Below are 26,120 nucleotides of genomic sequence, written 5' to 3'. Positions count from 1 at the left end.
ACGATTTAAGGAAACGCGCGCTGGGGCTTTTCCAGCGTCGCCACTGCCTCGACATGCGCTGACCAGAGAAACTGGTCGATCGGTGTCACCGATGTGATCCGATAGCCTGCAGCGGTGAGGATTGCGAGATCGCGGGCAAGTGTCACGGGGTTGCAGGAAACGGCTGCAATCTTCTTCACGCCCGAGCGGGCGAGTTCGTGGCATTGGGCCTCGGCGCCGGCACGCGGCGGATCGAACACGACCGCGTCATAGCTCTTCAACTCCTGCACCATCAGCGGCCGACGGAAAAGGTCGCGCCTCTCGATCGTCACAGGCTTCAGGCCTTGCGTGTTGCGTGCGGCAAAGTCCAGCGCTTTCAATGCTTTGTCGTCGCCTTCGACGGCGTGCACGCGCGCTCTTTGCGCAATCCTGAGAGCGAAGGTGCCGATGCCGGAGAAGAGGTCGGCGACATGTTTGGCCTTGCCGACATGTTCAAGCACCAGCTTTGCCATCGCCTCTTCGGCGGGCCGCGTCGCTTGGGTGAAACTTCCCGGCGGCGGCGACACTGTTACGCTGCCGAAATCTATCACCGGCTTTACCGGTTCGACGATGATCTCGCCGTTGAGGCTGACGCGGGCGATCCCACGTTCGCCCAATACTGTCTCGACTGTCAGGCGACGCTGCCGGTCTGCGAGCTTGATGCCTTCAAAAGCGAGATCGAGACCGGCGTTGGTTTCGAGCACGGTGATGCGGAACGGCTCCGCGCTCGATGCCATCGCGGCAGCGATTTTGCGGATGGTCGCAAGCCGGGAGACGATGCCAGGGCCCGAGATGGGACATTCGCTGATCGCCACAATGTGATGACTTTCCGCCTGGTTGAAGCCGAGCAGCATTTCCTTTTCGGTCCGCCGTGCGGTGAACACGACGCGTCGCCGCTCGCCCGGATGGGCAACGACCAGCGGCGCCACATCCGGCGTCAACCCTTTCGACTTCAAGGCATCGATAACGAGATTGCGCTTGAAGGCGTGATAGAGGTCGTCGGATGCGTGCTGGAGGGTGCAGCCGCCGCAGGCGCCGTTGACGCCGTCGGGGCCGAAATGACGGCATTTCGGCTCGACGCGGTCCGGGGAGGGCTCCTTCAGCGACATCAGCGTGCCGTGCGCCTTGTTGACGGCAAGCGCGACGGTTTCGCCGGGGAGCGTGAACGGCGCATAGACCGGACCCGCCTCAGTCTGCGCGATGCCGTCGCCCTGTGCGCCAAGACGGGCGATCGTGACGGTTTGCGTGCTCATGGCTTCACACCGGCAAGGAGGAATTCTGTATTGCCGTCGCCACCGGCGATCGGGGAGGGAATGAGACCGAGGCTCTGCCAGCCCATATCCTCCACGAGCCAGCGCTCGAGTTCGGCGGCAACGGCAGGGGCGCTGTCGGGATCCTTGAGCAGCCCCGCCTTGCTGATCGCCTCGCGCCCGGCCTCGAACTGCGGCTTGACGAGGAGAACGCAATGCGCGCCGGGTTCGGCGATCCCAAGCGCGGGCGGAAGAGCCAGTTTCAACGAGATGAAGGAGACGTCGGAGACGACGAAGCTGATCGTTTGGTTGCCCACGTCCTGCGCTGTCATGGCCCGGGCGTTCAGCCCTTCTATATTGGTGACGCGCGGATCTGCCGCGATGCGCGGATGCATCTGTCCGTGACCGACGTCGATGGCAACGACATGGCGGGCACCACGCTGGAGCAGAACCTCGGTGAAGCCGCCGGTCGAGGCGCCGATATCGATGCAGGTCTGCGCCGCCGGGTCGAAGCCGAAATGGTCGAGCGCGGCAACGAGTTTCAGCGCCGCACGGGAAACATAGGCCTGCGCCGGATCGTCGATGGTGATCGCGACCCCTTCAACGAAGGTCGCGGCGGGCTTCGTTACAGTGCGGCCCTCGACCTGGACGGTTCCGCGCTGGATCGCGTCGCGGGCGCGAGCGCGGCTGGCAACGAGACCGCTGTTCAGCAGCAATTGGTCAAGGCGGAGGGATATCTTGGTTGCTTCAGACATGCGGTCTCATCGCGCCTTGGCGTCGTTTCTTCGTTGAAGCGTGTGACCGAAAAGGTCTCAGCCTGCGGCCCCGAGGCCGACCGCATGCTTCTGGCCAAGCGCCTTGAAGACGGTCGAGACGATGCCGGCCCGGTCGAGCCCGCCCGTGGCATACATGGCTTCGGGCTTTGCCTGTTCCATCCAGATGTCCGGCATTACCATCGGCCGCACCTTGAGCCCGCCATCGAGCAGGCCGTCCTGCGCAAGGAACTGGAGTACATGGCCTCCAAAGCCGCCGACGGCGCCCTCTTCGATGGTGATCAGCACTTCATGATGCCGTGCGAGCTGGCGGATGAGATCGTGGTCGAGGGGCTTTGCAAAGCGAGCGTCGACAACCGTCGTCGAGAGGCCGGCAGCGTCCAGATCCTCCGCCGCCATCAGACAGTCGGCAAGCCGTGTGCCGAATGAAAGCAGCGCGATCTTCGAGCCTTCCTTGACGATGCGTCCCTTGCCGATTTGCAGGATCTGCCCACGTTCCGGCAGGTCGACGCCGACGCCCTCGCCGCGCGGATAGCGGAAGGAAATCGGGCCTTCGTCATAGGCGGCTGCAGTGCGCACCATGTGTTTCAGTTCCGCCTCATCGGCGGCGGCCATCACCACGAAGCCGGGCAGCGTGGCGAGGTAGGTCGTATCGAAGGAACCGGCATGCGTCGGCCCGTCGGCGCCGACGAAGCCGGCGCGGTCGATCGGGAAGCGGACCGGCAGCCCCTGGATCGCCACGTCATGGACGACCTGGTCGTAGGCGCGTTGCAGGAACGTGGAATAGAGCGCTGCGAAGGGCTTGTAGCCTTCGGCGGCGAGCCCCGCCGCGAAGGTCACTGCGTGCTGCTCGGCGATGCCGACATCGAAGCAGCGCGACGGGTGGACCATCGCGAACCTATCGAGACCGGTGCCGGACGGCATCGCGGCGGTGATGGCGACGATCTTGTCGTCAAGGCTTGCTTCCTGGACGAGCGCTTCCGCAAACACCGACGTATAGGCCGGCGCATTCGGTTTCGCCTTCGCCTGGGCACCGGTGATCACGTCGAACTTGTTGACGCCGTGATACTTGTCGGCAGCCGCTTCCGCCGGCGGATAGCCCTTGCCCTTCTGCGTCACCACATGGATCAGCACCGGTCCCTTGGCGTTGTCCCGGACATTGCGCAGCACGGGCAGCAGGTGATCGAAGGAATGACCGTCGATAGGGCCAATATGATAAAAGCCCATTTCCTCGAAGAGCGTGCCACCGGTGACATAGCCGCGGGCATGCTCCACGGCGCGCGTGATCGCCCGGTCGACGCTCTTTCCGAGATACGCCGTCAGCTTCTTGCCGACCTCGCGGATGCCCATATAGGTGCGGCCCGAAGCAAGCCGCGCGAGATAGGCGCTCATCGCGCCGGTAGGCGGCGCGATCGACATGTCATTGTCGTTAAGGATGACGATGAGCCGTGCATCGAGCGCCCCGGCGTTGTTCAACGCTTCATAGGCCATGCCGGCCGAGAGCGCGCCGTCACCGATTACGGCAATCACGTTGCGGGACTTGCCGTCGAGATCGGCGGCGACCGCCATGCCGAGTCCGGCGGAAATCGAAGTCGAGGAGTGCGCCGCGCCGAAGGGGTCGTATTCGCTTTCGGCCCGCCGGGTGAAGCCGGAAAGGCCGCCTTCCTGGCGCAGCGTGCGGATGCGATCACGCCGCCCTGTCAGGATCTTGTGCGGATAGCACTGATGGCCGACGTCGAAGATCAGCCGATCATGCGGCGTATCGAAAATCTTGTGAATCGCGATCGTCAGTTCGACGACGCCGAGGCCGGCGCCGAGATGGCCGCCGGTGCGAGACACCGCATCGATCATTTCCGCGCGCAGTTCACTTGCCAGTTCCGGCAGATCCTTGTCGTCGATCTTCTTGAGATCGTCGGGGAACTTAACCTGATCAAGCAAGGGCGTCGCCGGCATAGGATTGGTTGGCAGTTGTGTCACGCTGCATGCCTCATGCGCGCCGAGGACGGCGCGCGAACTGTTGAAGGTGTTCGTCGAAACGGATCTTTAGACGCAATCGCCGTTGAATGCAAAATTAGGCTTTCCTGCGACTTCAACCAAGAGCTTAACGAAATTTAGCTTTCGGGCAATGGTATGAACTCTTCCTCGTCCCCCGGCACGATATCGAAGCGCCCGCTGCGCCATTCTTCCTTTGCCTTGTCGATCCGTTCCTTGGACGAGGAAACGAAGTTCCACCAGATGTGGCGCGGCGAGCCGAGAGCGGCGCCGCCGAACAGCATGACGTGACAGCCAGCGGGGCCGGCGGTCACCGTGATTTCATCGCCGGGGCGGAAGACGAGCAACTGGTTGTCGGCAAAGTGATCGCCGGCGATGATCGCTTCACCGGAGAGGATGTAGAGTGCCCGTTCTTCCCAGTTGGCGGCAAAGGGCGCGCTCTTGCCCGGTTCGATCATCAGGTCGACATAGATCGTATCGCTAAAGGTGGAGACCGGCGAGGTTGCTCCCTCGAAGCCGCCAATGACAACGCGCGCCTCTACGCCGCCATCGGAAAGAGCCGGCAGCATATGCCTTTCCGTGTGATCGAATAGCGGGTCGATTTCTTCCTTGTGATCGGGGAGCGCCAGCCAGGTCTGCAGACCCGACAGCGAACGTTCGTGACCACGCTGATTTTCCGGCGAGCGCTCGGAATGCACGATGCCGCGACCGGCGGTCATCAGGTTCACATCCCCGGGGCGGATCACCATTTCGGTGCCGAGGCTGTCGCGGTGCTTGATCTCGCCGTCGAAGAGATAGGTGACGGTCGAAAGGCCGATATGCGGATGCGGGCGAACGTCGATTGCCTGGCCGGCACGAAATAGTGCCGGTCCCATCCGATCGAAAAAAATGAAGGGACCGACGAGGCGGCGCTTTGCGGTCGGGAGCGCCCGGCGAACCTCAAGGCCGCCTATGTCGCTGGTGCGCGGAATGATGAGATGTTCGATGGCATCGCAGGCGGGCTTGTCACCGGCGAGCGGATCGGGACCAGGAAAGAACGACATGGCAATCACTCCGTTGGTGTGCTTCCTCGTGGGGAGAGTAGCGCCAATCCCCTCAGTCCGGTAGCGGGCGCCAGAAGACGCTGCGTTTCTCGTTCCGCGTCAACGATCGCGGTCATTCGGCATAGACAGAAGACGGTGGACGCGGGCTTGGCCCCTCACCCTAGCCCTCTCCCCGCAAGCGGGGCGAGGGGACTGGGAGTGTTCCGTCAGCCCTTCCCGCTAGCCCACCTATCGGAAGGAATGAGCGGGCGCAGTTCGTCCCTTCGCCCCGCTTGCGGGGAGAAGGTGCCGGCAGGCGGATGAGGGGCGAAACTTGGCACAACCTCATCCCGCCAACTCACTGGTCCGCGTCGAGCGGTTCCACGCCCTGCGGCTTGCCGGCGCGGTCGAGCCGGATCTTCTCGATGCGGTCCTCGGCGGCCTTCAAAAGCATCTCGCAATGCTTCTTCAGCGCCTCGCCGCGCTCGTAGATCTCGATCGATTTGTCGAGCGCGACGTCGCCGCGTTCAAGCGCCGAGACGATGCGCTCCAGTTCTTCGACGGCCTGCTCGAAGGAGAGGGCGGAAACGTCCGGTTGCGTGGTAGTGGTCATCAATTACCCTCTCATCAATCTCAGAATATGCAAACCCGCCGATTCGGCGAGCCCCTGCAGGTCATAGCCGCCCTCGAGCAGGCTGACGATACGGTTGCCCGCAGTCCTGCCGGCGACTTCCATCAGGCGACCCGTTGCCCAGTCGAAATCCTCGGCCACGAGATTGATCTGCGCCAGCGGATCGCGGTGATGGGCATCGAAGCCGGCGGAGATCAGCACGAAGTCGGGACGGAAATCATCAAGTGCGCTGAGCACCCGGGTCCGGAACGCATCGCGGAAGTGCTCGCTCCCGCTGTTCGGCGAGAGTGGTGCATTGACGATGTTGTCGTCGACGCCGGTCTCGTCCTTTGCACCGGTACCGGGATAAAGCGGCATCTGGTGGGTGGAGCAGAAGAGCACTGACGGATCGTTCCAGAAAATGTCCTGTGTGCCGTTGCCGTGGTGGACGTCCCAGTCGACGATCGCGACGCGCTCGGCGCCGTGGGCCTTTTGCGCATGGCGCGCGGCGATCGCAATCGTATTGAAGAAGCAGAAACCCATTGCCTTCATCTTTTCGGCATGGTGTCCCGGCGGGCGTGCGGCGACGAAGGCGTTATTCGCCTCGCCGGTGAAGACGGCGTCGACCGCCGCGACAGCGCCGCCAATAGCCGTCAGCGCTGCAACAAGGCTCTGTGGGCTCGCACAGGTATCCGCCTCGAACTGGTTTATGTCTTCTTCCGGGATCGCCCGGACGATCGACCTCAGGTGATCTTCCGGATGGGCGAGCAGAACCAACTCCTCGCTGCCCCTTGGCGCCTTGATCCGTTTGAGCTCGGCAAAATTCGGATGTTCCAGTGCCAGGTTCAGCGCCCTCAGCCGGTCCGGCCGCTCGGGATGTCCCTCGGGAACCTTGTGCTCCAGGAAGACCGGATTTTCGTAGAGGAACGTAGCCATGGCGCAAACCTAGTGCGCGGACTGCCGGAGGTCCATGGTTGAGGCGGTGAAAGTGGCGATTTTCAACAGCGCGGATCGAGCAGGATCTTGCCGTCGCGAAGCGGGTCCGTCTGATGCGCGAGGGCTTCGGCGAGACGGCTCAACGGATAGGTGCCTGCGATCGGGCTCGCAAACAACCCGTCGCGAAGACCCGCGAAGCTTCGCTCAAAGGCGGCTTCGAGCGCATCGCGGCCGGCCGAATGCACCCAGGTCCTGAGCCAAAGGAACGCGAAACGGACATCCGGCCGGCCGCTGATTGCGGCCTGCGGCACCGGCACGCCGCTCAAGGCACCGTATTGCACGAAGGTTCCGCCGGATTGGACGGACCGCGCAATCAACGCGCCGGCCAGAGTCCCACCGACGGCATCCAGCACGGCGTCGAACGCGAGCTGTGCCGGAAGGTTATCGCCGTCCGCGACAATGACCCGGTCCGCATCGGCAAGGTGGCTCACGCTCTTTTCGCGGCGAACGATGGCGGTCGTCGCCACGCCCTCCAGGGCGAGCAGGCGCAAGAGCATGCCGCCGATCGCGGAGCCTGCCGCGGTCACGCCGACGCTGCGGCCCTTGAGTGACCCGAAATGCTCTCTCAAGTGCTCGATGAGCCTCAAGGCCGTCAGCGGGTTGACGTAGCTCGTGGCAGCCTGTTGGTCGTCGACGTCGTCCGGTACGGAAAAACACCATTCGGCCGGGCGGACGAGAAACTGCTGCCACAGGCCGCTCGCGCCGATGGGAATGACGCGATCTCCGGACTTTAGATCCTTTACGCGCGCCCCGGCCCGGGTGACGACCCCGACGCCCTCGAAGCCGGGAACGAAGGGCAGGACCGTGCGCGCGCTGTAGGCACCGGTCACGGGGATCAGGTCCGACGGATTGACGGCCGAAAGCGAGACGGCGATCTCGACTTCCTGGGCCCCCGGCGTGCCGCGGTCGGTGTCTACCAGTTCGATCACTTGTCCGGGATCGCCAAACTGTCTAACCAGAGAAGAGAGCATCGTGAGGGCCTCGCATGGACGGCACGCAGCGGGAAAACGTTACGGAAATCCGCATTCCGTTTCGCGATATAGACATGCACGGCCACATGCACAATGCGGCCTACTACGCGCATGCCGAGGCCGCGCTGTCCAACCTCTGGCGCCACCGGCCGACGATCAGGAAAGAGCCTGCCTATCTCGTGCGCCGATCGGCCTGCGTCTTCCATCGCGGTCTGCGCTACGACGAGCCGGCCCGTTTCATCGTCAACGTCTCGAAGATCGGCGGCAGCTCGGTGAGCTTTGCCGTGCGCGTGGAGGCTGGCGGCCAACTTGTCGCCGAGGTCGAGATTGTCTGGGTGGCGGTCGATCCCGCGCGCCATGCCCCGGTACCGCTGCCTGTCACCACACGCGAATGGCTGACTACCTATCTCGCGTGATCGGGCCGAAGGCTGCGGAAGTGTGCGACCACGCCCATGCCGCCGCCAATCCCCATCATTGCCAGGCCCACCGTATCGGATCGAGCCGCGAGCATTTGCGAAAACAGCCTGACGACGAGAATTGCCCCCGACGCGCCATAGGGGTGGCCGAGCGCAATCGCCCCGCCGTCGGAATTGATGCGTTCCGGTCCGATGTTGAGTTGGTCGAGGCTGCCGAGAACCTGTGAAGCGAAAGCCTCGTTGAATTCGATGAAATCGACCGTGGCGACGTCGAGCGCCGGATTGCGGGCGCGAAGTCTCGCCATCGCTGGAACCGGACCGAGCCCGAGCAGGTTCGGGTCAACGCCCGCGGTCGCCGCGTCGACGAACTCCAGGGCAAAGGGAATGCCAAGCCGGTGCGCCTCCGCGAGGTTCGTCACCAGCACCATGGCGGCCCCGTCATTGATCGGACAGGCATTGCCGGCTGTCACGGTGCCGTCCCTGACAAAAATCGGTTTGAGCCGCGCCAGCGTCTCGGCTGCCGCATTTGCCCGGGGACATTCATCGCTGGCGACAAGACCCGTCGGCGTCGAGACCGCGACGATCTCGCGCTGGAACCTACCGGCCGCCGCGGCCGCAACGGCACGGCGGTGGCTTTCCAGTGCGAACTGGTCCTGCCGTTCGCGGGAAATACCGCAGGCAGCGGCGACGTTCTCGGCTGCAACGCCCATGTCCGGGTCGCCGATCGAATCAGGTGCCATCCGCGCCCGCTTGACCGGCTGAAGTTCCTCGTCGCGTGCAAGCGGCGGGCGAAGCCGGATATGGGCGCGGCTGGCGCTTTCGCTGCCGCCGGCGAGATAGAACCGTCCCGCGCCAGCCTGGATCTGCCGCGCCGCAAGTATGATGGCTTCGAGGCCCGAGCCGCATTGCCTGTCGACCGTGACGCCGGGGATCGCAACGGGCAGGCCGGCTTCGAGCGCCGCAAGCCGCGCGAGATTGCCAGCGCTGTTGGCGGCGTTGCCGATGAGCACGTCGTCGATTTCATCGCCAGCGATGCCGATGTCGGCAATGATCCGGGCAATCAGCGGGGCGGCGAGCGTCGCCGGTTCGATCTTGGCCAGGCTGCCGTTCACACGGCCGATCGGCGTGCGCAATGCGGCGATGATAACGGGTGTGCGGGCCGGATCAGACGAGGCGTTCAAGGGCACCGTTTCCCTCCGCGATCCATTGCCGCAGCTCCTTGATGGCGATCTTGCCGGAGGCCGTCATCGGCAGTTCACGGCAGAGCCAGATCTTGCGCGGATGCTTGTAGCGCGGCAGAGCGGCGGCAAGATGACGTTCGAGTGCAAGATGGTCGAAAGCCTCGCCGCGCGGCTGGATGATGGCTGCGAGCTCGCTGCCGAGGTCGGGGTGGTCGAGACCCAGGACCTGGACGGCGCTCACATTGTCGGCGGCCATGATAACGGCCTCGACCTCGGACGGATAAATATTGTTGCCGCCCGAGAGCACCATCCCTCCGGCACGGCCGATCAGATGCAGCGTGCCGTTGGGGTCGAGGAAGCCAAGATCGCCGACCGTTGCGAGATTGCTGCAGCGGCGAAAACCTGTGCCATCGTCTCCCGCCACATAGCCATCGGATATGAGCGGGCTTTCGACGAAGATCGTGCCGGTCTCGCCTGCGGGGAGGCGTTTTTCCGCCTCGTCAAGGATATGGAGTCGGACGCCAGGGAACGCCTTGCCGACGGCCGTTGGCGCGTGATTATCCGACACCGCGGCGACGGTAATGAAGCCGAGCTCCGAGGCGCCGTAGTATTCGATAACGCACGCCTCGGGAAAGGCAATACGCGCGGCGTTCCGGTCCGCGGGCGTGAGTTTGGCTCCGGCGACGGTGATTGCTTCGACAGAGGGCAGGGCGGAGCCTCGCACGTGTTCGCAGAGCCGCCGCAGCATCGTCGGCACCAGGACGAGCCGCTTGACCTTTCTGGCAATGATCGTCGCCACGGCTTGGCGAGGATCGAAATGCCGGGCACCGATGAATTCGGCGCCTGCCTTCAAGCTCTCGACGAGCGCGTAGAGCGTCAGGCCGTGAGCAAGCGGCCCCGGCGCATAGGTTGTCGTTTCCGCTCCGATGCCGAAAAAGCCCTGGCCGGTTTCGAGGCTGAGACGCCAGGATCGGCGATCGCGGACAATCGCCTTCGGTTCTCCCGTCGTGCCGGATGTGAAGACGATGAGGAAAGGTTCGCCGCCCTCGCCGACAAGGATCGTACCGATGCCATCGGCGTCGGTGTCGATGGGAGCGTTTTCGCCCGTCGCCGGCCGTTCGAGCCGCAGCGCATCGCCCTCCGGATGGACGACGATGTCGGGCCGCAACTGCTCGATCATCCGGCGGCGCGTCGGCTCCGGCAGATGCGGATCGATGAGCGCGGCGCAATTGCCGCCTGCGGTCGCGGCGATGAATGCAGCAGCAAAGAGCGGATGATTGCCGGTTTGGAGCGCGATCAGCCGCGCGCGTCCGGACAGCACACTGTCACTCGTCTCGGCCGATAACCGCTGTCCTAGCGCGTGGAGGATATGGCCCGCGTCGACGGCAAGCTCTCCAAAGGAGAATACCCGGTCTTCGATGCGGAAGGCCGGTTCATGCGGGCGTTCACCCGCGTGATGCATGATGGCTTCGGCGAGCGGCATTGATTCAAGCGCGGACCGGCAGCAGCGGATAACCGGCGTAAACGGCGCGGGCGGCAAGTGTTGCGATCGCCGCCTTCAGAAAATCACCGGGGATGAAGGCGAGCGAACCGGTCGCGGCCGCGAGCAGCGGCGTGCCGGTGACGGCGGACAGCCATGGCACACCGATCCCGTAGAGCACGACGATGCCGCCGACGACCGAGGCCAGAAAGAACCCGCCGAACTGGCGGCTCTCCGACTGGCCCTCATGAATGAAGCGTTCGGCGATGATGCCCGTAATGTAGGCTGCGACTGCCCAGCCAAGGATGAAGCCGCCCGAAGGGCCTGCCAGAACAGCGAGACCGCCGCGTCCGCCGGAGAGCACGGGCAGGCCGATGGCGACCAGAAGGACGAACAGCAGGAAGGCGAGCGCCCCGCGTTTTGCACCGATGATGCAGCCGGCGAGCATCACGCCCATCGATTGCGCCGTGATCGGAACGGGGATGAACCCGAGCGTGATCGGTGGGATGAGGCCAAGGACGACGACGATCGCGGCAAAAAGCGCGATGAGGACGAGATCTCTGGTGTTCATGTGGTCGTACCTTTTTATTAGAAAGCGCGAATTTATTGCCGCCGAAATCCGCGAGCGTCAATGGCCGCGGCAATCGTATCCGCATCTTTGAGCGTCAGGATGATAAGCGGTCCGATGATCGTCAGTGGCCGTATCGGCAGGCCCCGCGCGCGATGCGCCTCGCGGATCGCCTCGTAGCGCGCGAAAATGTCCGGAACGAAACGCAGCACGAGGCCGAGCGCCAGGCTGACGTCGGCGGCATTGAGCAAGCCCATGCGTTCGATCGGCTTCAGCAGGATGGTGATCTCGTCCATGAAGGCGCTGATCGTCGTCGTCGCTGTAACCGCTGCGGCGAAGAACACCAGCGCCATCAGCCGCAGCACCAGCGCGGCGACCTCGGGGAAGGGGAGAAGAAAGAGGTTGACGGCGGCAAGGACCAGGATGGTGAAAAAAACGAAACCGATACGCGCGAGCGCCTGGCGGATTGTCAGGCCGAGGGAGAAATAGAGCCATCCGCAGAGCAGGAAGGCGGGCGCAAGCAGATAGAGCGATTGCGTCGCGAAGAGCGAGAGGCTGAGAAGCACGAGGGCAATGAGCTTCGCGCGCACCGGCAGACGGTGAAACCAGCTTCTGCCCTCCACATAGAGGCTCGTCAGCATCCGGCGACCTCGTGATAGCGCCGGATCGTTTCGGCGGGTTTGCCATCGGCGAGCAGCCGGCCCTCATGGAAGAGCAACAGCCTTTCGACGCTTTCGACGAGTTCAAGGTCATGGGTGATGACGATGGTATCCTCGTCGAGTGTATCGATCGTGTCAGCGACCATGCGGCGGTTGCGGAGGTCAAGCTGGTTGGTCGGCTCGTCGAGAATCAGGATCTTCGGCCCGGTGACGACGACGCTCGCCATGGCGACCAGTTGCGTTTCGCCACCAGAAAGCTCATGCACACGCCGCCGGGCAAGGGGGGTAACACCAAAGCGCTCCAGCGCCGCCTCGGTCCGTGCGGCAATTTCGTGCTGAGGCAAGCCGCGATTCTTCAGCCCGAATGCGATATCGTCGGAGACGATCGGCATGATCAACTGGTGCTGCGGATTCTGGAAGATGAAGCCTGCCTCTGCAAGGACGGCTTTGTCGTCCTTGACCGTATCGAGCCCATTGACCATCACGTGGCCCTTGGTCGGCTTGACGAGCCCGTTGATCAGCCGCGCGAAGGTCGTCTTGCCGGAGCCGTTGAGGCCGATGATGCCGATGCGGCGTTCGTCAAGGGCGAGTGTCAGGGGATGGAGCGCGACTCGTTCGCCGAAGCTGACCGAGCAATCGGTAAAGCGAATATCCAAGCCTTGTCCCTCGCAGTTTGCGTGGTGGCTCTATAGGGCAAGTCGATCGGCAAGGGCAATGCGCCCAGACCGTTGCACTGTGGCATTTCAATAATGGGAATAAAAGCCTACTCTTTCAAACCATGACGATTCGCCTCTCCAATCGCGATGCCCGGCGCATCTTTCTCGCCAAGCAGGGCCTTTCTGCCGCGCCGCAGCGTGCGCTCGGCAAGGAAGGGCTCTTAAAACTCATCCGCGACCTCGGCTTCGTCCAGGTCGACAGCATCGCGACGGTCGAGCGGGCCCATCACCAAATCCTTTTTTCCCGCAACCAGACCTATCGTCGCGAACACCTGACTGAATTGCTCGAAAAGGACGGCGAGCTCTTCGAACACTGGACCCATGACGCCTCGATCATTCCAAGCGCCTTTTTCATCTATTGGAAACATCGCTTCAAATGGGAAAGTGAGACGCTGCGCGAGCGCTGGCTCAAATGGCGGGGCGAGGGGTTTGACGACGGTTGCGAGGAAACCTACGAACGCATCGTCAGCGACGGCGCGGTGATGGCCCGCGATCTCAAGATGGACGGCCACGTATCCGGCGGCTGGTGGAACTGGCATCCGTCGAAGACCGCGCTCGAAGTGCTATGGCGCCAGGGCAGGTTGGCGATCGCGCGCCGGGAGAACTTCCAGAAGGTCTACGATCTTACCGAGCGCGTCATTCCTCCGCAGCACTACGAAGGCGAGGTGGGTCACGCGGAGTTTATCGACTGGGCGTGCCGCAGCGCGCTCGATCGACTGGGCTTCGCGACCCATGGAGAGATCGCCGCCTTCTGGGATCTGGTGTCGCCGGATGAGGCGAAAGCCTGGGTTGCGGCGCATCGGGATGAGCTTTCGGAGGTGCTGATCGAATCCGCCAATGGCGGCAAGCCGCGCGCTTCCTATGCGCTTTCCGGATTCCCCGATAACCTCGGCGACATTGCCGAGCCGCCGGGACGCATCCGCGTGCTCAGCCCGTTCGATCCCTTGCTGCGTGATCGCAATCGAACGGAGCGGCTTTTCGGCTTCTTCTATCGTATCGAGGTTTTTGTGCCGGAGGCGAAGCGGGAATACGGCTATTATGTCTTCCCGTTGATCGAAGGCGACCGTTTGATCGGCCGCATCGACATGAAAGCGGACCGAAAGCTCGGACGCCTCGACGTCCGGCGTCTCTGGCTGGAGCCGGGTGTCAGGGTCTCGTCCGGCCGCATGGAAAAGCTTGCCGCCGAACTCGACCGCATCGCCCGTTTCACCGGTGTCGAAGACGTCAACCTGCTCGACGGCTGGAACGCGCCCGTTTCCTGAGATTTTTCTTGGCTTGCGTCCCCCTGCTTCCTAAATGAGGGGCTCAGGACATTGAACCACCGGGAGCAGACGACCATGAACACCGATCTGATAAGCCTCTTCGATGCGGACGAGGCTACGGTCCGCAAGGTTCTGTCCGAGACGCTTTCCGGCGCAGATGACGGCGAGCTCTTTCTGGAACACGCGCAAGCCGAGGTCCTGTCCTTTGATAACGGACGTCTCAAGGGCGGCAGCTTCAACACCGACCAGGGTTTCGGCTTGCGTGCTGTCGCCGGTGAATCGGTCGGTTACGCGCATGCCGGCGAATTGTCGCTTGCCGCCCTGCGCAGGGCGGCGGACGCCGTTGGCCAGGTGACGCGTGGCTATGCCGGTTCCTATGCCGCGGCCCCGCAGCGCACCAACAAGAAACTCTACGGCGACGAAAATCCGATCGGCGAACCGAGCTTCGAGGCCAAGGTCGCTTTGCTTCAGGAGGTTGACGCCTATCTGCGCGCCAAGGATCCGAAGGTCAGGCAGGTGACGGCGTCGATCTCCGCCAGCTGGCAGGTGGTCGACATTCTGCGGGCCGACGGTCACCGCGTCCACGATGTGAGGCCGATGACTCGCATCAACTTCTCGGTCGTCGTTGGCGATGGGGATCGGCAGGAAACGGGTTCGTTCGGCGTCGGCGGACGGCGCGGGTTAGGTGACTTCGTCACGGAAGAGAACTGGAAGCGCGGTGCCGACGAAGCGTTGCGGCAGGCGCTCGTCAACCTCGAGGCCATCGATGCCCCGGCAGGCACGATGGACGTCGTGCTCGCCTCCGGCTGGCCCGGCGTCATGCTGCATGAAGCGGTTGGCCACGGGCTCGAGGGTGATTTCAATCGCAAGAAGACGTCCGCCTTTGCCGGCCTCCTGGGCGAACAGGTGGCTGCCAAAGGGGTTACTGTCGTCGACGACGGCACCATCGAGGCGCGGCGCGGCTCGATCTCGGTCGATGATGAGGGCACCCCGTCGGGCTACAACGTGCTGATCGAGGACGGCAAGCTGGTCGGGTACATGCAGGACCGGCAGAATGCACGGCTGATGGGTATGAAGGCTACGGGCAACGGCCGCCGGCAGGGCTATGCGCATGTGCCGATGCCTCGAATGACGAACACTTACATGCTTTCCGGCGATCGGACGCCGGAGGAAATCATCGCTTCCGTCAAGAAGGGCATTTACGCCGTCTCCTTCGGCGGCGGTCAGGTGGACATCACCTCCGGCAAGTTCGTGTTCGGCTGCACCGAAGCCTATTTGATCGAGAACGGTAAGGTCGGCGCGCCCGTCAAGGGGGCAATGCTGATCGGCAATGGGCCGGATGCGATGAAGCGGGTGACGATGGTCGGCAACGACACGAAGCTCGATACAGGCATCGGCAATTGCGGCAAAGCCGGTCAATGGGTGCCGGTCGGCGTCGGCCAGCCGCATCTCAGGATGGATCAGATCACCGTCGGCGGCACGCAGGCGTGAATGAAACACCGGTTGAGAGCCGAGGGACGACGTCATGACCGATGAAGCACCTGGAGAGCTGGAAATCCGCCGCTTCGCAGCGGAGGACGAACAAGGCGTCATCGACGTCATTCTGCCGATCCAGCGCGAAGAATTCGGCATCGCAATCACCATCGACGATCAACCGGATCTGCATTCGATCCCCGCCTTCTATCAGAGCGGGATTGGAGATTTCTGGGTAGCCACCGCGGGCGACCGGGTCGTCGGTACCCTTGGGCTCAAGGATATCGGCGGTTCTCAGGCAGCAATCCGCAAGATGTTCGTCGCTCCCGATTTCCGTGGCCGCAGCCACGGTGTGGCAGCACGCCTCTTCGAAAGCCTGCTTGTCCACGCAGAGCGCCGGAAGATCGCAGCCCTCTTTCTCGGCACGACGGACAAGTTCCTCGCGGCGCATCGTTTTTATGAGAAGAACGGGTTTGCCGAGATCACGAAGGATGATCTGCCCGCTGGCTTTCCGGTCATGAGCGTCGACACGAAATTCTACGTTCGACGACTTGCCTCCGCCGCATAGCGTTGCGGCTTACGTGCAGACTAACCGCGATCCGGTAGCAGCGTGCAATCGTAGGATCGCTTCTTCAGAATGGCGCAGGCGGAATTGGCCGCCTCACGGCTGGCGAAGCCGATGAAGCGTGCGCGATATTGCTTGGCGCTGCCGGTGCCGGACACTTCCGTATGAGGGGAGGCGCCGAGCAGGGCCGCGCCACCGGCCGACTGCGCTTCGACCAGAATCTTCCGGGCGCCTTCTGCCGTTGCGGCGGTGGAGATCTGAATTTGCCAGTGGCCGTTGGCGGTTGGTGCTACGCCTGCGCTGTCATCGACGGCTGTCGGGCGGTCCGACGGCATCGCTGGCGCGGTGGATGCCGCCGCAATGGCGAGGCCGCTTTCGCTCGTCCGGGCGGCGTCGGTATAGGAGAGCCGGACGCCCGGCAGCCCAGCCACTTCAACGGCGCCCTGCGAACTCGCCACGGCGACCAGTCGGTTGCCGGCGGGCGCTGCCGCCCTACCCAGATGCTGGTCGAGCAGGGAAGCCATCTTGTCATCCCGACCCTTTGCCGACCGACCGCCGAGCACCACGCCGATGATACGGCGACTGCCATCCCTGACGGCGCTCACGATGTTGTAGCCCGATGCGTTGGTGTAGCCAGTCTTGATCCCGTCCATGCCTGCGTATCGATACATCAGATTGTTGTGACCGCGGATCGTGCGGCCGCGAAAGGTGAAGCCCTGGGCAGCGAACATGCGATACTCCCCCGGGAAATCTCTCATCAGCGCGATGGCAAGCCGCGCCATGTCGCGCGCTGTCGTTACCTGCTCACGTGCCGGCAGACCGGAGGCGTTCACGAAGTATGTACGTGTCATGCCGAGGCGACGCGCTTTTGCGTTCATCATCTGCGCAAAGGCGGCCTCCGAGCCTCCGAGCGCTTCGGCGACCGCTGCCGCCGCATCATTGGCGGAGCGAACGATCATGCCGTAGACGGCCTCCTGAACTGTGATCGTATCGCCGGCCCTGACGCCGAGCTTGGTCGGTGGTTTGCGCGCAGCCGTCGGCGACATCACCAATGGCGTGCTCCAGCCGATCTTGCCCCGATGCAGTGCCTCGAAGGTCAAATAGAGCGTCATCATCTTCGTCAGCGACGCCGGATGGTTGAGCGTGTCGGCATTCTCGGCAGCGAGAATCCTGCCTGTCCGCGCATCAAGAATGAGGGACGCGCTACCCGCTACCGCGTGCGCGGCGCCGAACACGAAAGCGGCGACCGCCACCAGGGCGAATCGGAAGCTCTTCATCGGATTTCCCCTCTCCAAAACGACGCTTGTCAGGAACGATGTTTCGCTTTGTGACAGGGTAGCCGCTCTGTTGCAATATCGAGGCCATGAACGCTTCTCAAAAAGGCGGAACGTTTGCGGAACGCCCCGTGAAGTCAGCCAGATTCAGCAAGGCTTAACCGGCCGGCGCTAGTTTCCCCCCGGCAGATGGGGGTTACCGGATGAAGCAGGGCATCGCGGGGGTGGTCCGAAACCGAGTGAGGCGCGTCGCCATTGGCGGCGGGCTCGAAATCGCGCAACTGCTCGCCCGCTCCGGATTGATGACGGGCGCACGCGGATGCGGCGCGATCTTCACCCTGCATCATGTTCGTCCCAGGCTTCCGCGCGCGTTTGACCCCAACGCTCACCTGGAAATTACGCCGGCGTTTCTCGAGGAAGCGATCCTGGCGCTGAAGCGTGATGGTTATCGCTTCGTCGCGTTGGAAGATCTGCCAGAAAGCCTGGTTCTCAATGATGCCCGGCCGGTCGCCTGCTTCACGCTTGATGACGGCTACCGCAACAACCTCGAATACGCTTTGCCGGTTTTCGAGCACTACGGCGTGCCGTTCACTGTCTTCGTCACGGGGGGCTACGTCGACCGCACCCACACGCTATGGTGGGAGACGCTTGCCGACATGCTCTCGACCGCAAGTGATTTCCGCTTCGATTTCGGCTCCGGAACGGAGACCATGAGAGCCGCAAGCACCGCCGAGAAGCAGGCTGTATTCGACCGCGTCTCCACTTACGTTCGCCGTCATGACGAGGCAGGTGCCGTCGGCAAACTGAATGAGTTGGCGCGTGCCCAGGGCATTGATTCCCTTGCGATCACCGCAGGTTTGACGCTCGACAAGGCGGGTTTGCGCTCCCTGCTGCAAAGCCCGTTAGCAAGTCTTGGCGCGCATACGATCAGCCATCGCGCACTGGCGCGGCTGAGCGACGTCGAGGCGCAGCGAGAGATGTCGGAATCTGCCGCGCGCGTCGAGGCCCTTGCCGGCCGCTGGCCGGCGACTTTCGCCTATCCTTATGGCGACAGGCATGCCGTCTCGGAGCGAGACCATCGTCTCGCCGAACGGCTGGGTTTCACGGTGGCGGTGACGACACAACCCGCCACGCTTTCAGCCGGCACCGCTTCAAATCTCCACGCGCTGCCGCGAATCTCGCTCAACGGCCACTTCCAGAACCGCCGCCACGTCTCGGCACTTGCTTCCGGAATTCCCTTTCGGCTGATGGTGGGATAATCCACCGGCCTCTCACGGATACATCCGCACCTTGGCCCAGCCGCCCTCCGGTTTCTGGCGACGGAACTCCACCCGGTCGTGCAGCCGGAAGGGCCGATCGTGCCAGAATTCGATCGAGGTAGGGCGGATGCGGAATCCGGACCAGAATTCCGGGCGCGGGATTTCGCCGATGGCGTGGCGTGCCGTGTATTCGGCGACCGCCTTTTCCAGAGCGAAACGGCTTTCGAGTGAACGCGATTGCTTCGAGGCCCAGGCGCCGATGCGGCTGCCGCGTGGCCGGCTCCTGAAATACTCGTCCGCCTCTTCGTCGGAGACGATTTCGACCGGACCGCGGATTCGCACCTGCCGGCGCAGTGATTTCCAGTGGAAACACATCGCGGCTTTGCGCGAGGAAAGAATTTCACGACCTTTCTGACTTTCGAAATTTGTGTAGAAGACGAAACCGCGTTCATCGAATCCCTTGAGCAGCACCATGCGCACATTGGGCAGCCCATCCGGATCGACGGTCGCAAGCGCCAAAGCGTTCGGATCGTTGATCTCGTTCTCTTCGGCGTCCTTCAACCATGTGCCGAAAAGGGAAAAGGGTTCATTCGCTTCGGTGAAGTCACCGGTTGTTAACTCATTCGCGGTCATAGTGCCTTCCAATGCCGTGATATCTGGCGCGGGAACGCCTCGGGATGAGCCCGGTCGGTGTTTCCGCATCGAAAAGTGTCAGAGCCTGCCTGTGGACTTCCTCGGAAAACGTGCAGCTCTTGCGAGTCTGACAGGATTGCCGTGCAAGACATAGCAAAGTCGATCGATGGCAAGAAGGACTTTTCCTTCGCCTTGCTGCGCAGCGGAGTGCTTTGTATGGCACTTCTCGCTCTGCCGGGGTGCATGGGCGCGGGCCTTGATCTCTTTGGCGGTCCAAGCGTCGATCGTGTGTCGACGGGAACGGTACCGGTCGCAAAAACCGCCGACGGTCTCTCGGACGCCGTCGCAGTGCGCAACGCCGTGTCCTCTGCCGATATCACTCAGGGTGGCGATAGCCCGATCCCGTGGGCAAACGCGACGTCCGGAAGTGCAGGCGTGATCAGTGCCATCCAGGAAGACCGTGCAAGCGGCATGCTCTGCCGGCGCTTCACGACGACCCGCCACTCTTATGAAGGCATAGCGAAGTTCGACGGAAGCGCCTGCCAACTCGGCAACGGCGAATGGCACCTGACGAGCTTCGGGCCGCAGGGCTGAAAATCCTCGATTAACCACGTTATTTCAAAGCCGCGGAAAAGCATCGCGACCCGTTCGTTTGAGCCGGTCCCAGAACCGCCGACTAACCTATATTTAGCAACTTCTCCAGATCATCGCCGGGAAAGAAAGTCGCAAGGCGCGGCCTTCTTACCGTGGTGAGATATGGCGAGCGAAGGGCCGCCGGTCGGAGAAGATGGTGACGAACCATGCGTGATCCCTATGCTATTCTCGGCGTGCGCCGCAATGCCGGCCAGGATGAGATCAAGGCCGCTTGGCGATTGGTAGCCAAGGCCGTGCATCCGGACCACAACCAGGACGATCCCTTGGCGACACAGCGCTTTGCCGAGGCGGGCAGGGCTTATGAACTGTTGCGCGATCCGGTGCTGAGAAGCCGTTACGATCGCGTCCGGCGTGAAGCCGAGCTGCGCCGCATGGAAGCGATGAAGCAGAAAATGCGCGGACCGGACCCTGCTGAGCAGCCGGTCGACGCCGAAACGGCTGAAGAGGCCATCTCGCGGATCTTCGGTGTCGAACCGCAGCCTGCAGCATCGCCCTCGAAACCAAAAACAGCGTCTGCGCGGCCAGTCGAGAAGGCCGAGCTGCCGGCGGATACCGCGCCGGAGGCGACCACGGATTCGAAACGGGAGGAAGCGTTCAAGCTCGAAGCAACGGCTTTCCGGCGCTCGGCAGCACCGGCAGCGGACCTGGTCGCAGCGATCGTAAGGCGAATTCGTGGTCGCGCCGCAAAGACCGCCGAAAAAGTGCCGGATCTGGCGGTCGACGTTCATGTAAGCGTCGAGCAAGTTGTCAATCGCGCCCGGGTATCCGTCGAACTACCGGACGGCGAAACCGTGAAGCTCTCGATCCCACCCGGCGCAACCGACGGCCAGGCCATCCGACTGAGGGAACAGGGTTACCGTGTGACGGGCATGGCGCGCGGCGATGTCCTGGCGACATTGCGGGTCAACCAGGATGGGCCGTTCCGAACGCAAGGTCTCGACCTGGCGACCACGCTGCCGCTTGACCTTGAAGATGCCGTACTCGGCTGTGAGACTGTCGTAGAAGCACCGAGCGGACCGGTTGCGGTGACCGTTCCTGCATGGTCCGGGTCGGACAAGGTCATCCGGGTTGCCGGTGCGGGGTTGCGCGGTACGGATGGAGAAGCCGGGGACCTGCTTGTCGAACTGCGGCTGATGCTTCGCGAAAAGCCGGACGACAAAGTAACGGACCTTATGCGGTCCTTGCGCCATGGGCTTTATCTGTGACGGTTTTCTGACAAGCTGAACCAATATTACGGGGACTAACAGTTCCTGATCTGCACCGCGCTTGAACCGTTTTAACGGCTATGCCATAGGCAAATGCTCGACAATTTGCCGCACCGCACAGGATCTTGTGCGGCGGCGTGACATTCGTGAACTCTCGCACCGGCGGCGGCCGGTGCAGGCAGACAGTATTGGGGACATTCCATGGCTCAGGCATCGGGTCTGATGAATGGCAAGCGCGGCGTCATCATGGGCGTCGCAAACAACCGCTCGATCGCATGGGGCATCGCAAAGGCTTGCTCGGAAGCGGGTGCTGAAATCGCGCTGACCTGGCAGGGCGACGCACTGAAGAAGCGTGTCGAACCGTTGGCGCAGGAACTTGGCGCCTTCATGGCGGGCCATTGCGACGTGACCGACCTTGCATCGATTGACGCCGTCTTTTCAACACTCGAAGAGAAGTGGGGCAAGATCGACTTCGTCGTGCATGCCATCGCCTTCTCCGACAAGGATGAACTGACGGGGCGCTACCTCGATACGAGCCGTGACAACTTCGCGCGTACGATGGATATTTCCGTCTATTCCTTCACGGCTGTCGCCGCACGTGCCGAGCGCGTCATGAACGACGGCGGCTCGATGCTGACGCTCACCTATTACGGCGCCGAGAAGGTGATGCCGCATTACAACGTCATGGGCGTTGCCAAGGCGGCGCTCGAGGCGAGCGTGCGTTACCTTGCGGTCGATGTCGGCAACCGCGGTATCCGCGTCAACGCGATCTCGGCCGGCCCGATCAAGACGCTCGCGGCGTCCGGCATCGGCGATTTCCGCTATATCCTCAAATGGAACGAGTACAATGCGCCGTTGAAGCGCACCGTCTCGATTGAGGAGGTCGGCAATTCGGCGCTCTATCTGCTTTCCGATCTGTCGAGCGGCGTAACTGGCGAAGTGCACCACGTCGATTCCGGTTATCATACGGTCGGCATGAAGGCCGTCGATGCACCGGACATTTCCGTTCTGAAGGACTGATTTCCTTTCTTGATATGACGGCGGTGGTGACAGCTCGCCCGGAGTGAACGCTGTGCTCGTCTACATGGTTCGGCATGGACAAACGGATTGGAATGCCGAAAGCCGTCTTCAGGGACAAAAGGACATTCCCCTCAACGAAACCGGTCGCCGGCAGGCGACCGGGAACGGCCTTTCACTGGCGGCGATCCTCGGGCGCGAGGCGAATAACTTCGATTTCGTCGCCAGCCCGCTCGGCCGCACACGCGAGACCATGGAGCGGCTGCGATACGCCATGGGCCTCGATCCGCTTTCCTACCGCACTGACGACAGGCTGAAGGAAGTCTCCTTCGGCGACTGGGAAGGCTACACCTTGCCCGAATTGAAGCGCCAGGTGCCGCAGCGCATCGCCGAAAGACGCGCTGCCAAATGGGATTTCATCCCGCCGGGCCAGAATGCGGAAAGCTACGAAATCCTGTCATGGCGTGTCGGCGCCTGGTTGAAGGACGCGACGCGGCCGACAGTCTGCGTCACGCATGGCGGCGTCATTCGCGTGTTGTTCAAGCTTCTCGGAGAAATGAGCGCGGACGAAGCAGCGACATCGGCCATTCCGCAGGACCGGCTGCTGAGGATCGCCGATGGCACGATCGGCTGGGTCTAGGCAACCACTGCGACGGGTCGAGCGAGGCGGGTTGCTGAAAAGGCCCGCTCTTATGCGGGCCTACTGCATATACAGCGATCCACAGTCCTACAGTGACCTTTGTGCGTCTGAATACGCACGGCGCTGTAGTCACGGTTATTGGACGATTTCCAGGTCGTTGATGACGCGTTTGCCATCGACTTCGGTGTAGAAGACGAGAACCTTGACGCCTGCCTCGAGACCTTCGAAGTTGAACTCCTCGGGAGCCTGATAGCTCTTGCCGTCATCCAGCGAGAGGCTCAGGCGCTCGGTGTCCACACTGGTGATCACCGCCTCCACGTCGGCGCTTTCAGCATGCGCGGAAAGCGGCGAAAGCAAACCTGCAGTGGCCATGAGTGCGGCAATGACAAATCGCATCCCTCTTGCCCTCCTCAATGATTCTGCGAATATTCTTGTCATCACCATCTGATCCCCGATTGTGGCAAAAGTTGCCTAATACCGTTGCTTTAGCGCAACTGTCGGCTGGTTTAGGACAGTGCGGCCGGTGGTCGGACAGTGGACGCCGTAGTGGGCAATTTCAAGCCGACGAGGCTGATCGGTTGCCCGGCGGATAGCCGTTGTCACCATGTTTTCCAATGAAATTTTTGCGAAAGCCTATCTTAAGACTCCAAGACTACCGTGCGCCCCGGGGATTGGGGAAAGACAATTGAAGATTATCGTCGCTCTGCGCCGCCGCATTCGTGCGATTGCCAATTTTGCGAAGCCGTCGCTCATTCCGGCGCTGATTGCGGGCGCCGTGGTCTTCATCGGCGGCAATATCTATGAGCGTCAGCACCGCGAGAACTTTCGCAAAGACCTCAAGATCGATGTCGAAAACGAATTGAACCTGATTGCGGGCCGTTTCCGCGCGGAATTCAACACCAATATCGCTGCGCTCAATGGACTGGCGAACGGGATCGCCGTCCAACCGGAGATGAAGGAAACCGATTTCAGCAAACTGGCGTCGAAACTGCTCCTGCAAAATCCTCAACTTGTTCGTGTTTCCGCGGCGCCGGCGGGCGTCGTCACGATGACTTTCTCGCAGGAGCGCCAACAATCCTTCGTCGGCACGGACTTCGGCAGGTTCCGAGCAATGCGGGTGGCGCTCGACCGTGCAGCCTTGACGACGAAGCCTGTGGTCGTCGGACCGGTGCGCCTGCCGAGCAGTCGCAATGGCTTCGAGATCTTTGTGCCGGTCTCCTCCAATGTCGGCGGACGAACCGCGTTCTGGGGCTTCGTTGAGGCCGTCCTTGACGAAGAGGCGCTCTATCGGTCGGTGCGCCTGAATGAGGAAAGGATGGAAATGCGCGAGGCAGGCGGCCGCGACCATCGGCATGTGCCTGTTCATCTTGCCATTCGCGACGTTTCGGTGAGCGACAACGTTCTGGAACCGTTTCTCGACGAGACCGGGGTGTTCCTGAACTCGCCGGTCCTCCGCGAGCTGATCCTGCCCGGTGGCGTATGGGAATTAGCCGCTACTCCCGTCGCCGGCTGGGCGCAGGAACCGGCAAACAGCGGTGAGATCAGGCTTGCGACCATCACCGCAGTCGTGGTCGTCGTCGTACCTATTTTTCTCGCCGGTGGTCTCGTCAATGAGCGGCAGCGCAACATAGCCAAGCTGAAGGCGCGCGAAGGCGAGGTGATGGCCCTGTCTCATCGGCTCAACCTGGCTCTGGATGCTTCGAAGATCGGAATCTGGGAAATCGACATTGCCACGCAGGAACGGTCCTGGGACGACCGGATGTTCCATCTGCATGGGCTTGTCCGCACCGGCCGAGATCCAACTCATGAGCAATGGCGTGCGACCGTGCACCCTGACGACATCGCCGCTGCCTCCATCGCCTTGTTCCGTAGCCTGGACGAAGGACTTGAACATCGCTCGCAATACCGCGTCGTGACGGCGGATGGCGCCATCCGCCACGTCCGCCATGTGGGCTCGGCCCATGAGGGAGCCGACGGCCGGGCGAAGATCACCGGTATAAGCTGGGACGTCACCGACGACGTGCTGATGACCGAGCAGCTTAGGGCGGCCAAGGCGACAGCAGATATGAAGAATGCCGAGCTCGCCGATGCAAAGGATCGCATCGAGCACAATTCCCTGCATGATCCGCTGACGGGACTCGGCAACCGCCGGATGCTCGACAAGGCGCTGGATCGGCTCTTCGCGGCGAATGCCGTAAAGTCCGAGGGCATCGCCATCCTCCATATCGATCTCGACCGCTTCAAGCAGATCAACGACACGCTCGGGCACGCGGCCGGCGACGCTATGCTCGTCCACGCTTCCGAGATCCTGCGCTCGAGCATCTCGCCAGATGACATCGTCGCCCGCATCGGCGGAGACGAATTCGTTGTGGTGATTTCCGGAGCAGCCGACGATAGGGCGTTGGCCGCGCTGTGCGACCACATCATCGCCAAGATGCGTCAACCGGTCGACTATGACGGGTTTCCCTGTCGCTTCGGCGTCAGCATCGGCGTTGCGGTGGCGCATCGGTCCACGGCGGATGCGCGCAAGCTGCTCGTCAATGCCGACATCGCGCTCTATCGAGCCAAGGAAAGTGGACGTAACCGCCATCAGTTCTTCACGCAGGCGTTGGAGGCCGAAGTGGTGACCAACAAGCGCATCGCCGATGAGATCCTGGAAGGGATTGAACGCGACGAATTCGTGCCGTGGTACCAGCCGCAGTTCGACGCCTCGACGCTCGCATTGTCCGGTGTCGAGGCGCTGATCCGTTGGCAGCACCCGCGTGAGGGGATCCTGACGCCGGACCGGTTCCTGAGGATCGCCGAAGAGTTGAACGTGACAGCGACGCTCGATCGGCTGGTCCTAGAAAAGGCTCTTGCCGACCGGATGCGCTGGGCCTCGGCCGGTCTCCATGTGCCGAAGATTTCCGTGAACGTCTCTGCCAAGCGTCTGCAGGAAAAGGATCTGCTCGCCTCGCTCAAGGGGCTCAGCATCATGCCCGGCCAGATTTCGTTCGAACTGGTCGAGTCGATCTTCCTCGACGAAAGCGACGACGTCGTCACAGCCAATATCGACGGGATCAAGAAACTTGGCATCGACATCGAGATCGACGATTTCGGTACCGGGCACACCTCGATCGTCAGCCTTCTGAAGATCAAGCCGAAACGCTTGAAGATCGATCGTCAGCTCGTGGCGCCGGTGCTCGGCGCCCGAACAGAGCAAGCGCTCGTGCGCTCGATCATCGACATCGGCCGTTCGCTTGGCATCGAAACCGTCGCCGAAGGCGTGGAAACCATGGCGCATGCGGAAATGCTCGGCATTCTCGGTTGCGACCTTCTGCAGGGCTACGCCTTTTCCAAGCCGTTGAGCAGCGAAGGCTTCATCGCCTTTGCGGCGGACCGCGGATTCCGCCTCGCTTCCTGATCGAATTATCGACAAAGCTCGACGGTGCTGCAGAAAGTCTTTTCCCTTTGACGGCTTTCCACTAAGAGAGGGCGCGCGTGTCT

At 62.5% G+C, this 26,120-nt stretch carries 25 protein-coding genes; 10 read left to right on the top strand and 15 right to left on the bottom strand.

Annotated elements, in window-relative coordinates; translation table 11 throughout:
• Window positions 1–5 precede the first annotated feature (5 nt).
• The 7 genes from QN222_RS14700 to QN222_RS14670 form a co-directional block, all read right to left on the bottom strand.
• Entirely contained in the window at window positions 6–1,271 is a 1,266-nt protein-coding gene (locus QN222_RS14700; protein ID WP_284005487.1) for a class I SAM-dependent RNA methyltransferase, read from the bottom strand.
• Window positions 1,268–2,023: a TlyA family RNA methyltransferase gene (locus tag QN222_RS14695; RefSeq protein ID WP_283965324.1), complete on the bottom strand. Its 756-nt coding sequence runs from the start codon at window positions 2,021–2,023 to the stop codon at window positions 1,268–1,270. The genes QN222_RS14700 and QN222_RS14695 overlap by 4 nt, the downstream gene beginning before the upstream one ends.
• Before the next feature lie 57 nt (window positions 2,024–2,080).
• Window positions 2,081–3,994, bottom strand: coding sequence for a 1-deoxy-D-xylulose-5-phosphate synthase (gene dxs / locus QN222_RS14690; RefSeq protein ID WP_283965325.1), 1,914 nt, complete (start codon window positions 3,992–3,994; stop codon window positions 2,081–2,083).
• Window positions 3,995–4,152: 158 nt separating this feature from the next.
• Window positions 4,153–5,076, bottom strand: a complete 924-nt coding sequence (locus QN222_RS14685; protein ID WP_283965323.1) for a pirin family protein — start codon at window positions 5,074–5,076, stop codon at window positions 4,153–4,155.
• A gap of 337 nt (window positions 5,077–5,413) precedes the next feature.
• Window positions 5,414–5,668 carry an exodeoxyribonuclease VII small subunit gene (locus QN222_RS14680; protein ID WP_283965322.1) on the bottom strand — a complete coding sequence of 85 codons (255 nt, stop codon included), beginning with the start codon at window positions 5,666–5,668 and terminating at the stop codon, window positions 5,414–5,416.
• Between the two features lie 3 nt (window positions 5,669–5,671).
• Complete coding sequence (locus QN222_RS14675; RefSeq protein ID WP_283965321.1) at window positions 5,672–6,601, bottom strand: histone deacetylase family protein; 930 nt, start codon at window positions 6,599–6,601, stop codon at window positions 5,672–5,674.
• A gap of 62 nt (window positions 6,602–6,663) precedes the next feature.
• Window positions 6,664–7,632 (bottom strand): zinc-dependent alcohol dehydrogenase family protein, encoded by a 969-nt coding sequence (locus QN222_RS14670; protein WP_336621028.1) that lies wholly within the window; start codon window positions 7,630–7,632, stop codon window positions 6,664–6,666.
• Between the two features lie 14 nt (window positions 7,633–7,646).
• On the opposite strand from QN222_RS14670, the gene QN222_RS14665 reads away from it, so the two are divergent.
• The gene (locus QN222_RS14665) at window positions 7,647–8,048 is read left to right on the top strand and encodes a thioesterase family protein (protein ID WP_283965319.1); all 402 of its coding nucleotides are present in this window, start codon (window positions 7,647–7,649) and stop codon (window positions 8,046–8,048) included.
• Here QN222_RS14665 and QN222_RS14660 read toward each other — a convergent pair.
• The 5 genes from QN222_RS14660 to QN222_RS14640 are packed head-to-tail and all read right to left on the bottom strand — an operon-like array spanning window position 8,036 to window position 12,592.
• Entirely contained in the window at window positions 8,036–9,229 is a 1,194-nt protein-coding gene (locus QN222_RS14660) for a thiolase family protein (RefSeq protein ID WP_283965318.1), read from the bottom strand. The two genes, QN222_RS14665 and QN222_RS14660, sit on opposite strands and share 13 nt — an antisense overlap.
• Window positions 9,213–10,712, bottom strand: coding sequence for a class I adenylate-forming enzyme family protein (locus tag QN222_RS14655; protein ID WP_283965317.1), 1,500 nt, complete (start codon window positions 10,710–10,712; stop codon window positions 9,213–9,215). The genes QN222_RS14660 and QN222_RS14655 overlap by 17 nt, the downstream gene beginning before the upstream one ends.
• A gap of 4 nt (window positions 10,713–10,716) precedes the next feature.
• Window positions 10,717–11,280, bottom strand: coding sequence for a biotin transporter BioY (locus QN222_RS14650; protein WP_283965316.1), 564 nt, complete (start codon window positions 11,278–11,280; stop codon window positions 10,717–10,719).
• A gap of 32 nt (window positions 11,281–11,312) precedes the next feature.
• Window positions 11,313–11,918, bottom strand: coding sequence for an energy-coupling factor transporter transmembrane protein EcfT (locus QN222_RS14645; RefSeq protein ID WP_283965315.1), 606 nt, complete (start codon window positions 11,916–11,918; stop codon window positions 11,313–11,315).
• The gene (locus QN222_RS14640) at window positions 11,912–12,592 is read right to left on the bottom strand and encodes an energy-coupling factor ABC transporter ATP-binding protein (RefSeq protein WP_283965314.1); all 681 of its coding nucleotides are present in this window, start codon (window positions 12,590–12,592) and stop codon (window positions 11,912–11,914) included. Before QN222_RS14640 ends, QN222_RS14645 begins: the two co-directional genes overlap by 7 nt.
• Window positions 12,593–12,714: 122 nt before the next feature.
• Here QN222_RS14640 and QN222_RS14635 point away from each other — a divergent pair, with 122 nt between their 5' ends.
• From QN222_RS14635 to QN222_RS14625, 3 genes are all read left to right on the top strand, one after another.
• Complete coding sequence (locus QN222_RS14635) at window positions 12,715–13,914, top strand: winged helix-turn-helix domain-containing protein (RefSeq protein ID WP_283965313.1); 1,200 nt, start codon at window positions 12,715–12,717, stop codon at window positions 13,912–13,914.
• A 75-nt stretch (window positions 13,915–13,989) separates the two neighbouring features.
• Entirely contained in the window at window positions 13,990–15,405 is a 1,416-nt protein-coding gene (gene tldD, locus QN222_RS14630; RefSeq protein ID WP_284005486.1) for a metalloprotease TldD, read from the top strand.
• 34 nt (window positions 15,406–15,439) lie between these two features.
• Complete coding sequence (locus QN222_RS14625; RefSeq protein ID WP_283962826.1) at window positions 15,440–15,955, top strand: GNAT family N-acetyltransferase; 516 nt, start codon at window positions 15,440–15,442, stop codon at window positions 15,953–15,955.
• Between the two features lie 20 nt (window positions 15,956–15,975).
• On the opposite strand, the gene QN222_RS14620 is transcribed toward QN222_RS14625, so the two are convergent.
• Window positions 15,976–17,229, bottom strand: coding sequence for a D-alanyl-D-alanine carboxypeptidase (locus tag QN222_RS14620; RefSeq protein WP_283962827.1), 1,254 nt, complete (start codon window positions 17,227–17,229; stop codon window positions 15,976–15,978).
• Window positions 17,230–17,429: 200 nt separating this feature from the next.
• On the opposite strand from QN222_RS14620, the gene QN222_RS14615 reads away from it, so the two are divergent.
• The gene (locus QN222_RS14615) at window positions 17,430–18,485 is read left to right on the top strand and encodes a polysaccharide deacetylase family protein (RefSeq protein WP_283962828.1); all 1,056 of its coding nucleotides are present in this window, start codon (window positions 17,430–17,432) and stop codon (window positions 18,483–18,485) included.
• A gap of 12 nt (window positions 18,486–18,497) precedes the next feature.
• On the opposite strand, the gene pdxH is transcribed toward QN222_RS14615, so the two are convergent.
• The gene (gene pdxH, locus QN222_RS14610) at window positions 18,498–19,118 is read right to left on the bottom strand and encodes a pyridoxamine 5'-phosphate oxidase (RefSeq protein WP_283962829.1); all 621 of its coding nucleotides are present in this window, start codon (window positions 19,116–19,118) and stop codon (window positions 18,498–18,500) included.
• Between the two features lie 141 nt (window positions 19,119–19,259).
• Between pdxH and QN222_RS14605 the strand changes: the two genes are divergently transcribed.
• From QN222_RS14605 to QN222_RS14590, 4 genes are all read left to right on the top strand, one after another.
• Window positions 19,260–19,712 carry an RT0821/Lpp0805 family surface protein gene (locus tag QN222_RS14605; protein WP_283962830.1) on the top strand — a complete coding sequence of 151 codons (453 nt, stop codon included), beginning with the start codon at window positions 19,260–19,262 and terminating at the stop codon, window positions 19,710–19,712.
• Window positions 19,713–19,918: 206 nt separating this feature from the next.
• On the top strand, window positions 19,919–20,977 hold the full coding sequence (locus QN222_RS14600) for a DnaJ C-terminal domain-containing protein (RefSeq protein ID WP_283962831.1): 1,059 nt from the start codon (window positions 19,919–19,921) through the stop codon (window positions 20,975–20,977).
• A gap of 201 nt (window positions 20,978–21,178) precedes the next feature.
• Window positions 21,179–21,997 carry an enoyl-ACP reductase FabI gene (fabI, locus tag QN222_RS14595; RefSeq protein ID WP_283962832.1) on the top strand — a complete coding sequence of 273 codons (819 nt, stop codon included), beginning with the start codon at window positions 21,179–21,181 and terminating at the stop codon, window positions 21,995–21,997.
• Window positions 21,998–22,049: 52 nt separating this feature from the next.
• On the top strand, window positions 22,050–22,634 hold the full coding sequence (locus QN222_RS14590; protein WP_283962833.1) for a histidine phosphatase family protein: 585 nt from the start codon (window positions 22,050–22,052) through the stop codon (window positions 22,632–22,634).
• A 135-nt stretch (window positions 22,635–22,769) separates the two neighbouring features.
• On the opposite strand, the gene QN222_RS14585 is transcribed toward QN222_RS14590, so the two are convergent.
• Entirely contained in the window at window positions 22,770–23,030 is a 261-nt protein-coding gene (locus QN222_RS14585) for a DUF1344 domain-containing protein (protein ID WP_136507224.1), read from the bottom strand.
• A gap of 289 nt (window positions 23,031–23,319) precedes the next feature.
• On the opposite strand from QN222_RS14585, the gene QN222_RS14580 reads away from it, so the two are divergent.
• On the top strand, window positions 23,320–26,037 hold the full coding sequence (locus QN222_RS14580) for an EAL domain-containing protein (RefSeq protein WP_283962834.1): 2,718 nt from the start codon (window positions 23,320–23,322) through the stop codon (window positions 26,035–26,037).
• Window positions 26,038–26,120: the final 83 nt, after the last annotated feature.

Origin of the sequence: Sinorhizobium sp. 6-70, assembly GCF_030124375.1 — a bacterium.
In the GTDB taxonomy this organism is placed as follows: domain Bacteria; phylum Pseudomonadota; class Alphaproteobacteria; order Rhizobiales; family Rhizobiaceae; genus Sinorhizobium.
The sequence above is the reverse complement of the archived record's forward strand: the minus strand, read 5'-3'. Positions and strand labels throughout refer to the sequence as shown.

Excerpts from the sequence above, each read along its gene's own strand:
- QN222_RS14695 (WP_283965324.1), bottom strand. The coding sequence starts at position 2,023 with ATGTCTGAAGCAACCAAGATATCCCTCCGCCTTGACCAATTGCTGCTG.
- QN222_RS14680 (WP_283965322.1), bottom strand. The coding sequence starts at position 5,668 with ATGACCACTACCACGCAACCGGACGTTTCCGCCCTCTCCTTCGAGCAG.
- QN222_RS14685 (WP_283965323.1), bottom strand. The coding sequence starts at position 5,076 with ATGTCGTTCTTTCCTGGTCCCGATCCGCTCGCCGGTGACAAGCCCGCC.
- QN222_RS14635 (WP_283965313.1), top strand. The coding sequence starts at position 12,715 with ATGACGATTCGCCTCTCCAATCGCGATGCCCGGCGCATCTTTCTCGCC.
- dxs (WP_283965325.1), bottom strand. The coding sequence starts at position 3,994 with ATGCCGGCGACGCCCTTGCTTGATCAGGTTAAGTTCCCCGACGATCTC.
- QN222_RS14625 (WP_283962826.1), top strand. The coding sequence starts at position 15,440 with ATGACCGATGAAGCACCTGGAGAGCTGGAAATCCGCCGCTTCGCAGCG.
- QN222_RS14585 (WP_136507224.1), bottom strand. The coding sequence starts at position 23,030 with ATGCGATTTGTCATTGCCGCACTCATGGCCACTGCAGGTTTGCTTTCG.
- QN222_RS14650 (WP_283965316.1), bottom strand. The coding sequence starts at position 11,280 with ATGAACACCAGAGATCTCGTCCTCATCGCGCTTTTTGCCGCGATCGTC.
- QN222_RS14675 (WP_283965321.1), bottom strand. The coding sequence starts at position 6,601 with ATGGCTACGTTCCTCTACGAAAATCCGGTCTTCCTGGAGCACAAGGTT.
- QN222_RS14645 (WP_283965315.1), bottom strand. The coding sequence starts at position 11,918 with ATGCTGACGAGCCTCTATGTGGAGGGCAGAAGCTGGTTTCACCGTCTG.
- fabI (WP_283962832.1), top strand. The coding sequence starts at position 21,179 with ATGGCTCAGGCATCGGGTCTGATGAATGGCAAGCGCGGCGTCATCATG.
- QN222_RS14620 (WP_283962827.1), bottom strand. The coding sequence starts at position 17,229 with ATGAAGAGCTTCCGATTCGCCCTGGTGGCGGTCGCCGCTTTCGTGTTC.
- QN222_RS14600 (WP_283962831.1), top strand. The coding sequence starts at position 19,919 with ATGCGTGATCCCTATGCTATTCTCGGCGTGCGCCGCAATGCCGGCCAG.
- QN222_RS14670 (WP_336621028.1), bottom strand. The coding sequence starts at position 7,632 with ATGCTCTCTTCTCTGGTTAGACAGTTTGGCGATCCCGGACAAGTGATC.
- pdxH (WP_283962829.1), bottom strand. The coding sequence starts at position 19,118 with ATGACCGCGAATGAGTTAACAACCGGTGACTTCACCGAAGCGAATGAA.
- tldD (WP_284005486.1), top strand. The coding sequence starts at position 13,990 with ATGAACACCGATCTGATAAGCCTCTTCGATGCGGACGAGGCTACGGTC.
- QN222_RS14655 (WP_283965317.1), bottom strand. The coding sequence starts at position 10,712 with ATGCCGCTCGCCGAAGCCATCATGCATCACGCGGGTGAACGCCCGCAT.
- QN222_RS14615 (WP_283962828.1), top strand. The coding sequence starts at position 17,430 with ATGAAGCAGGGCATCGCGGGGGTGGTCCGAAACCGAGTGAGGCGCGTC.
- QN222_RS14700 (WP_284005487.1), bottom strand. The coding sequence starts at position 1,271 with ATGAGCACGCAAACCGTCACGATCGCCCGTCTTGGCGCACAGGGCGAC.
- QN222_RS14665 (WP_283965319.1), top strand. The coding sequence starts at position 7,647 with ATGGACGGCACGCAGCGGGAAAACGTTACGGAAATCCGCATTCCGTTT.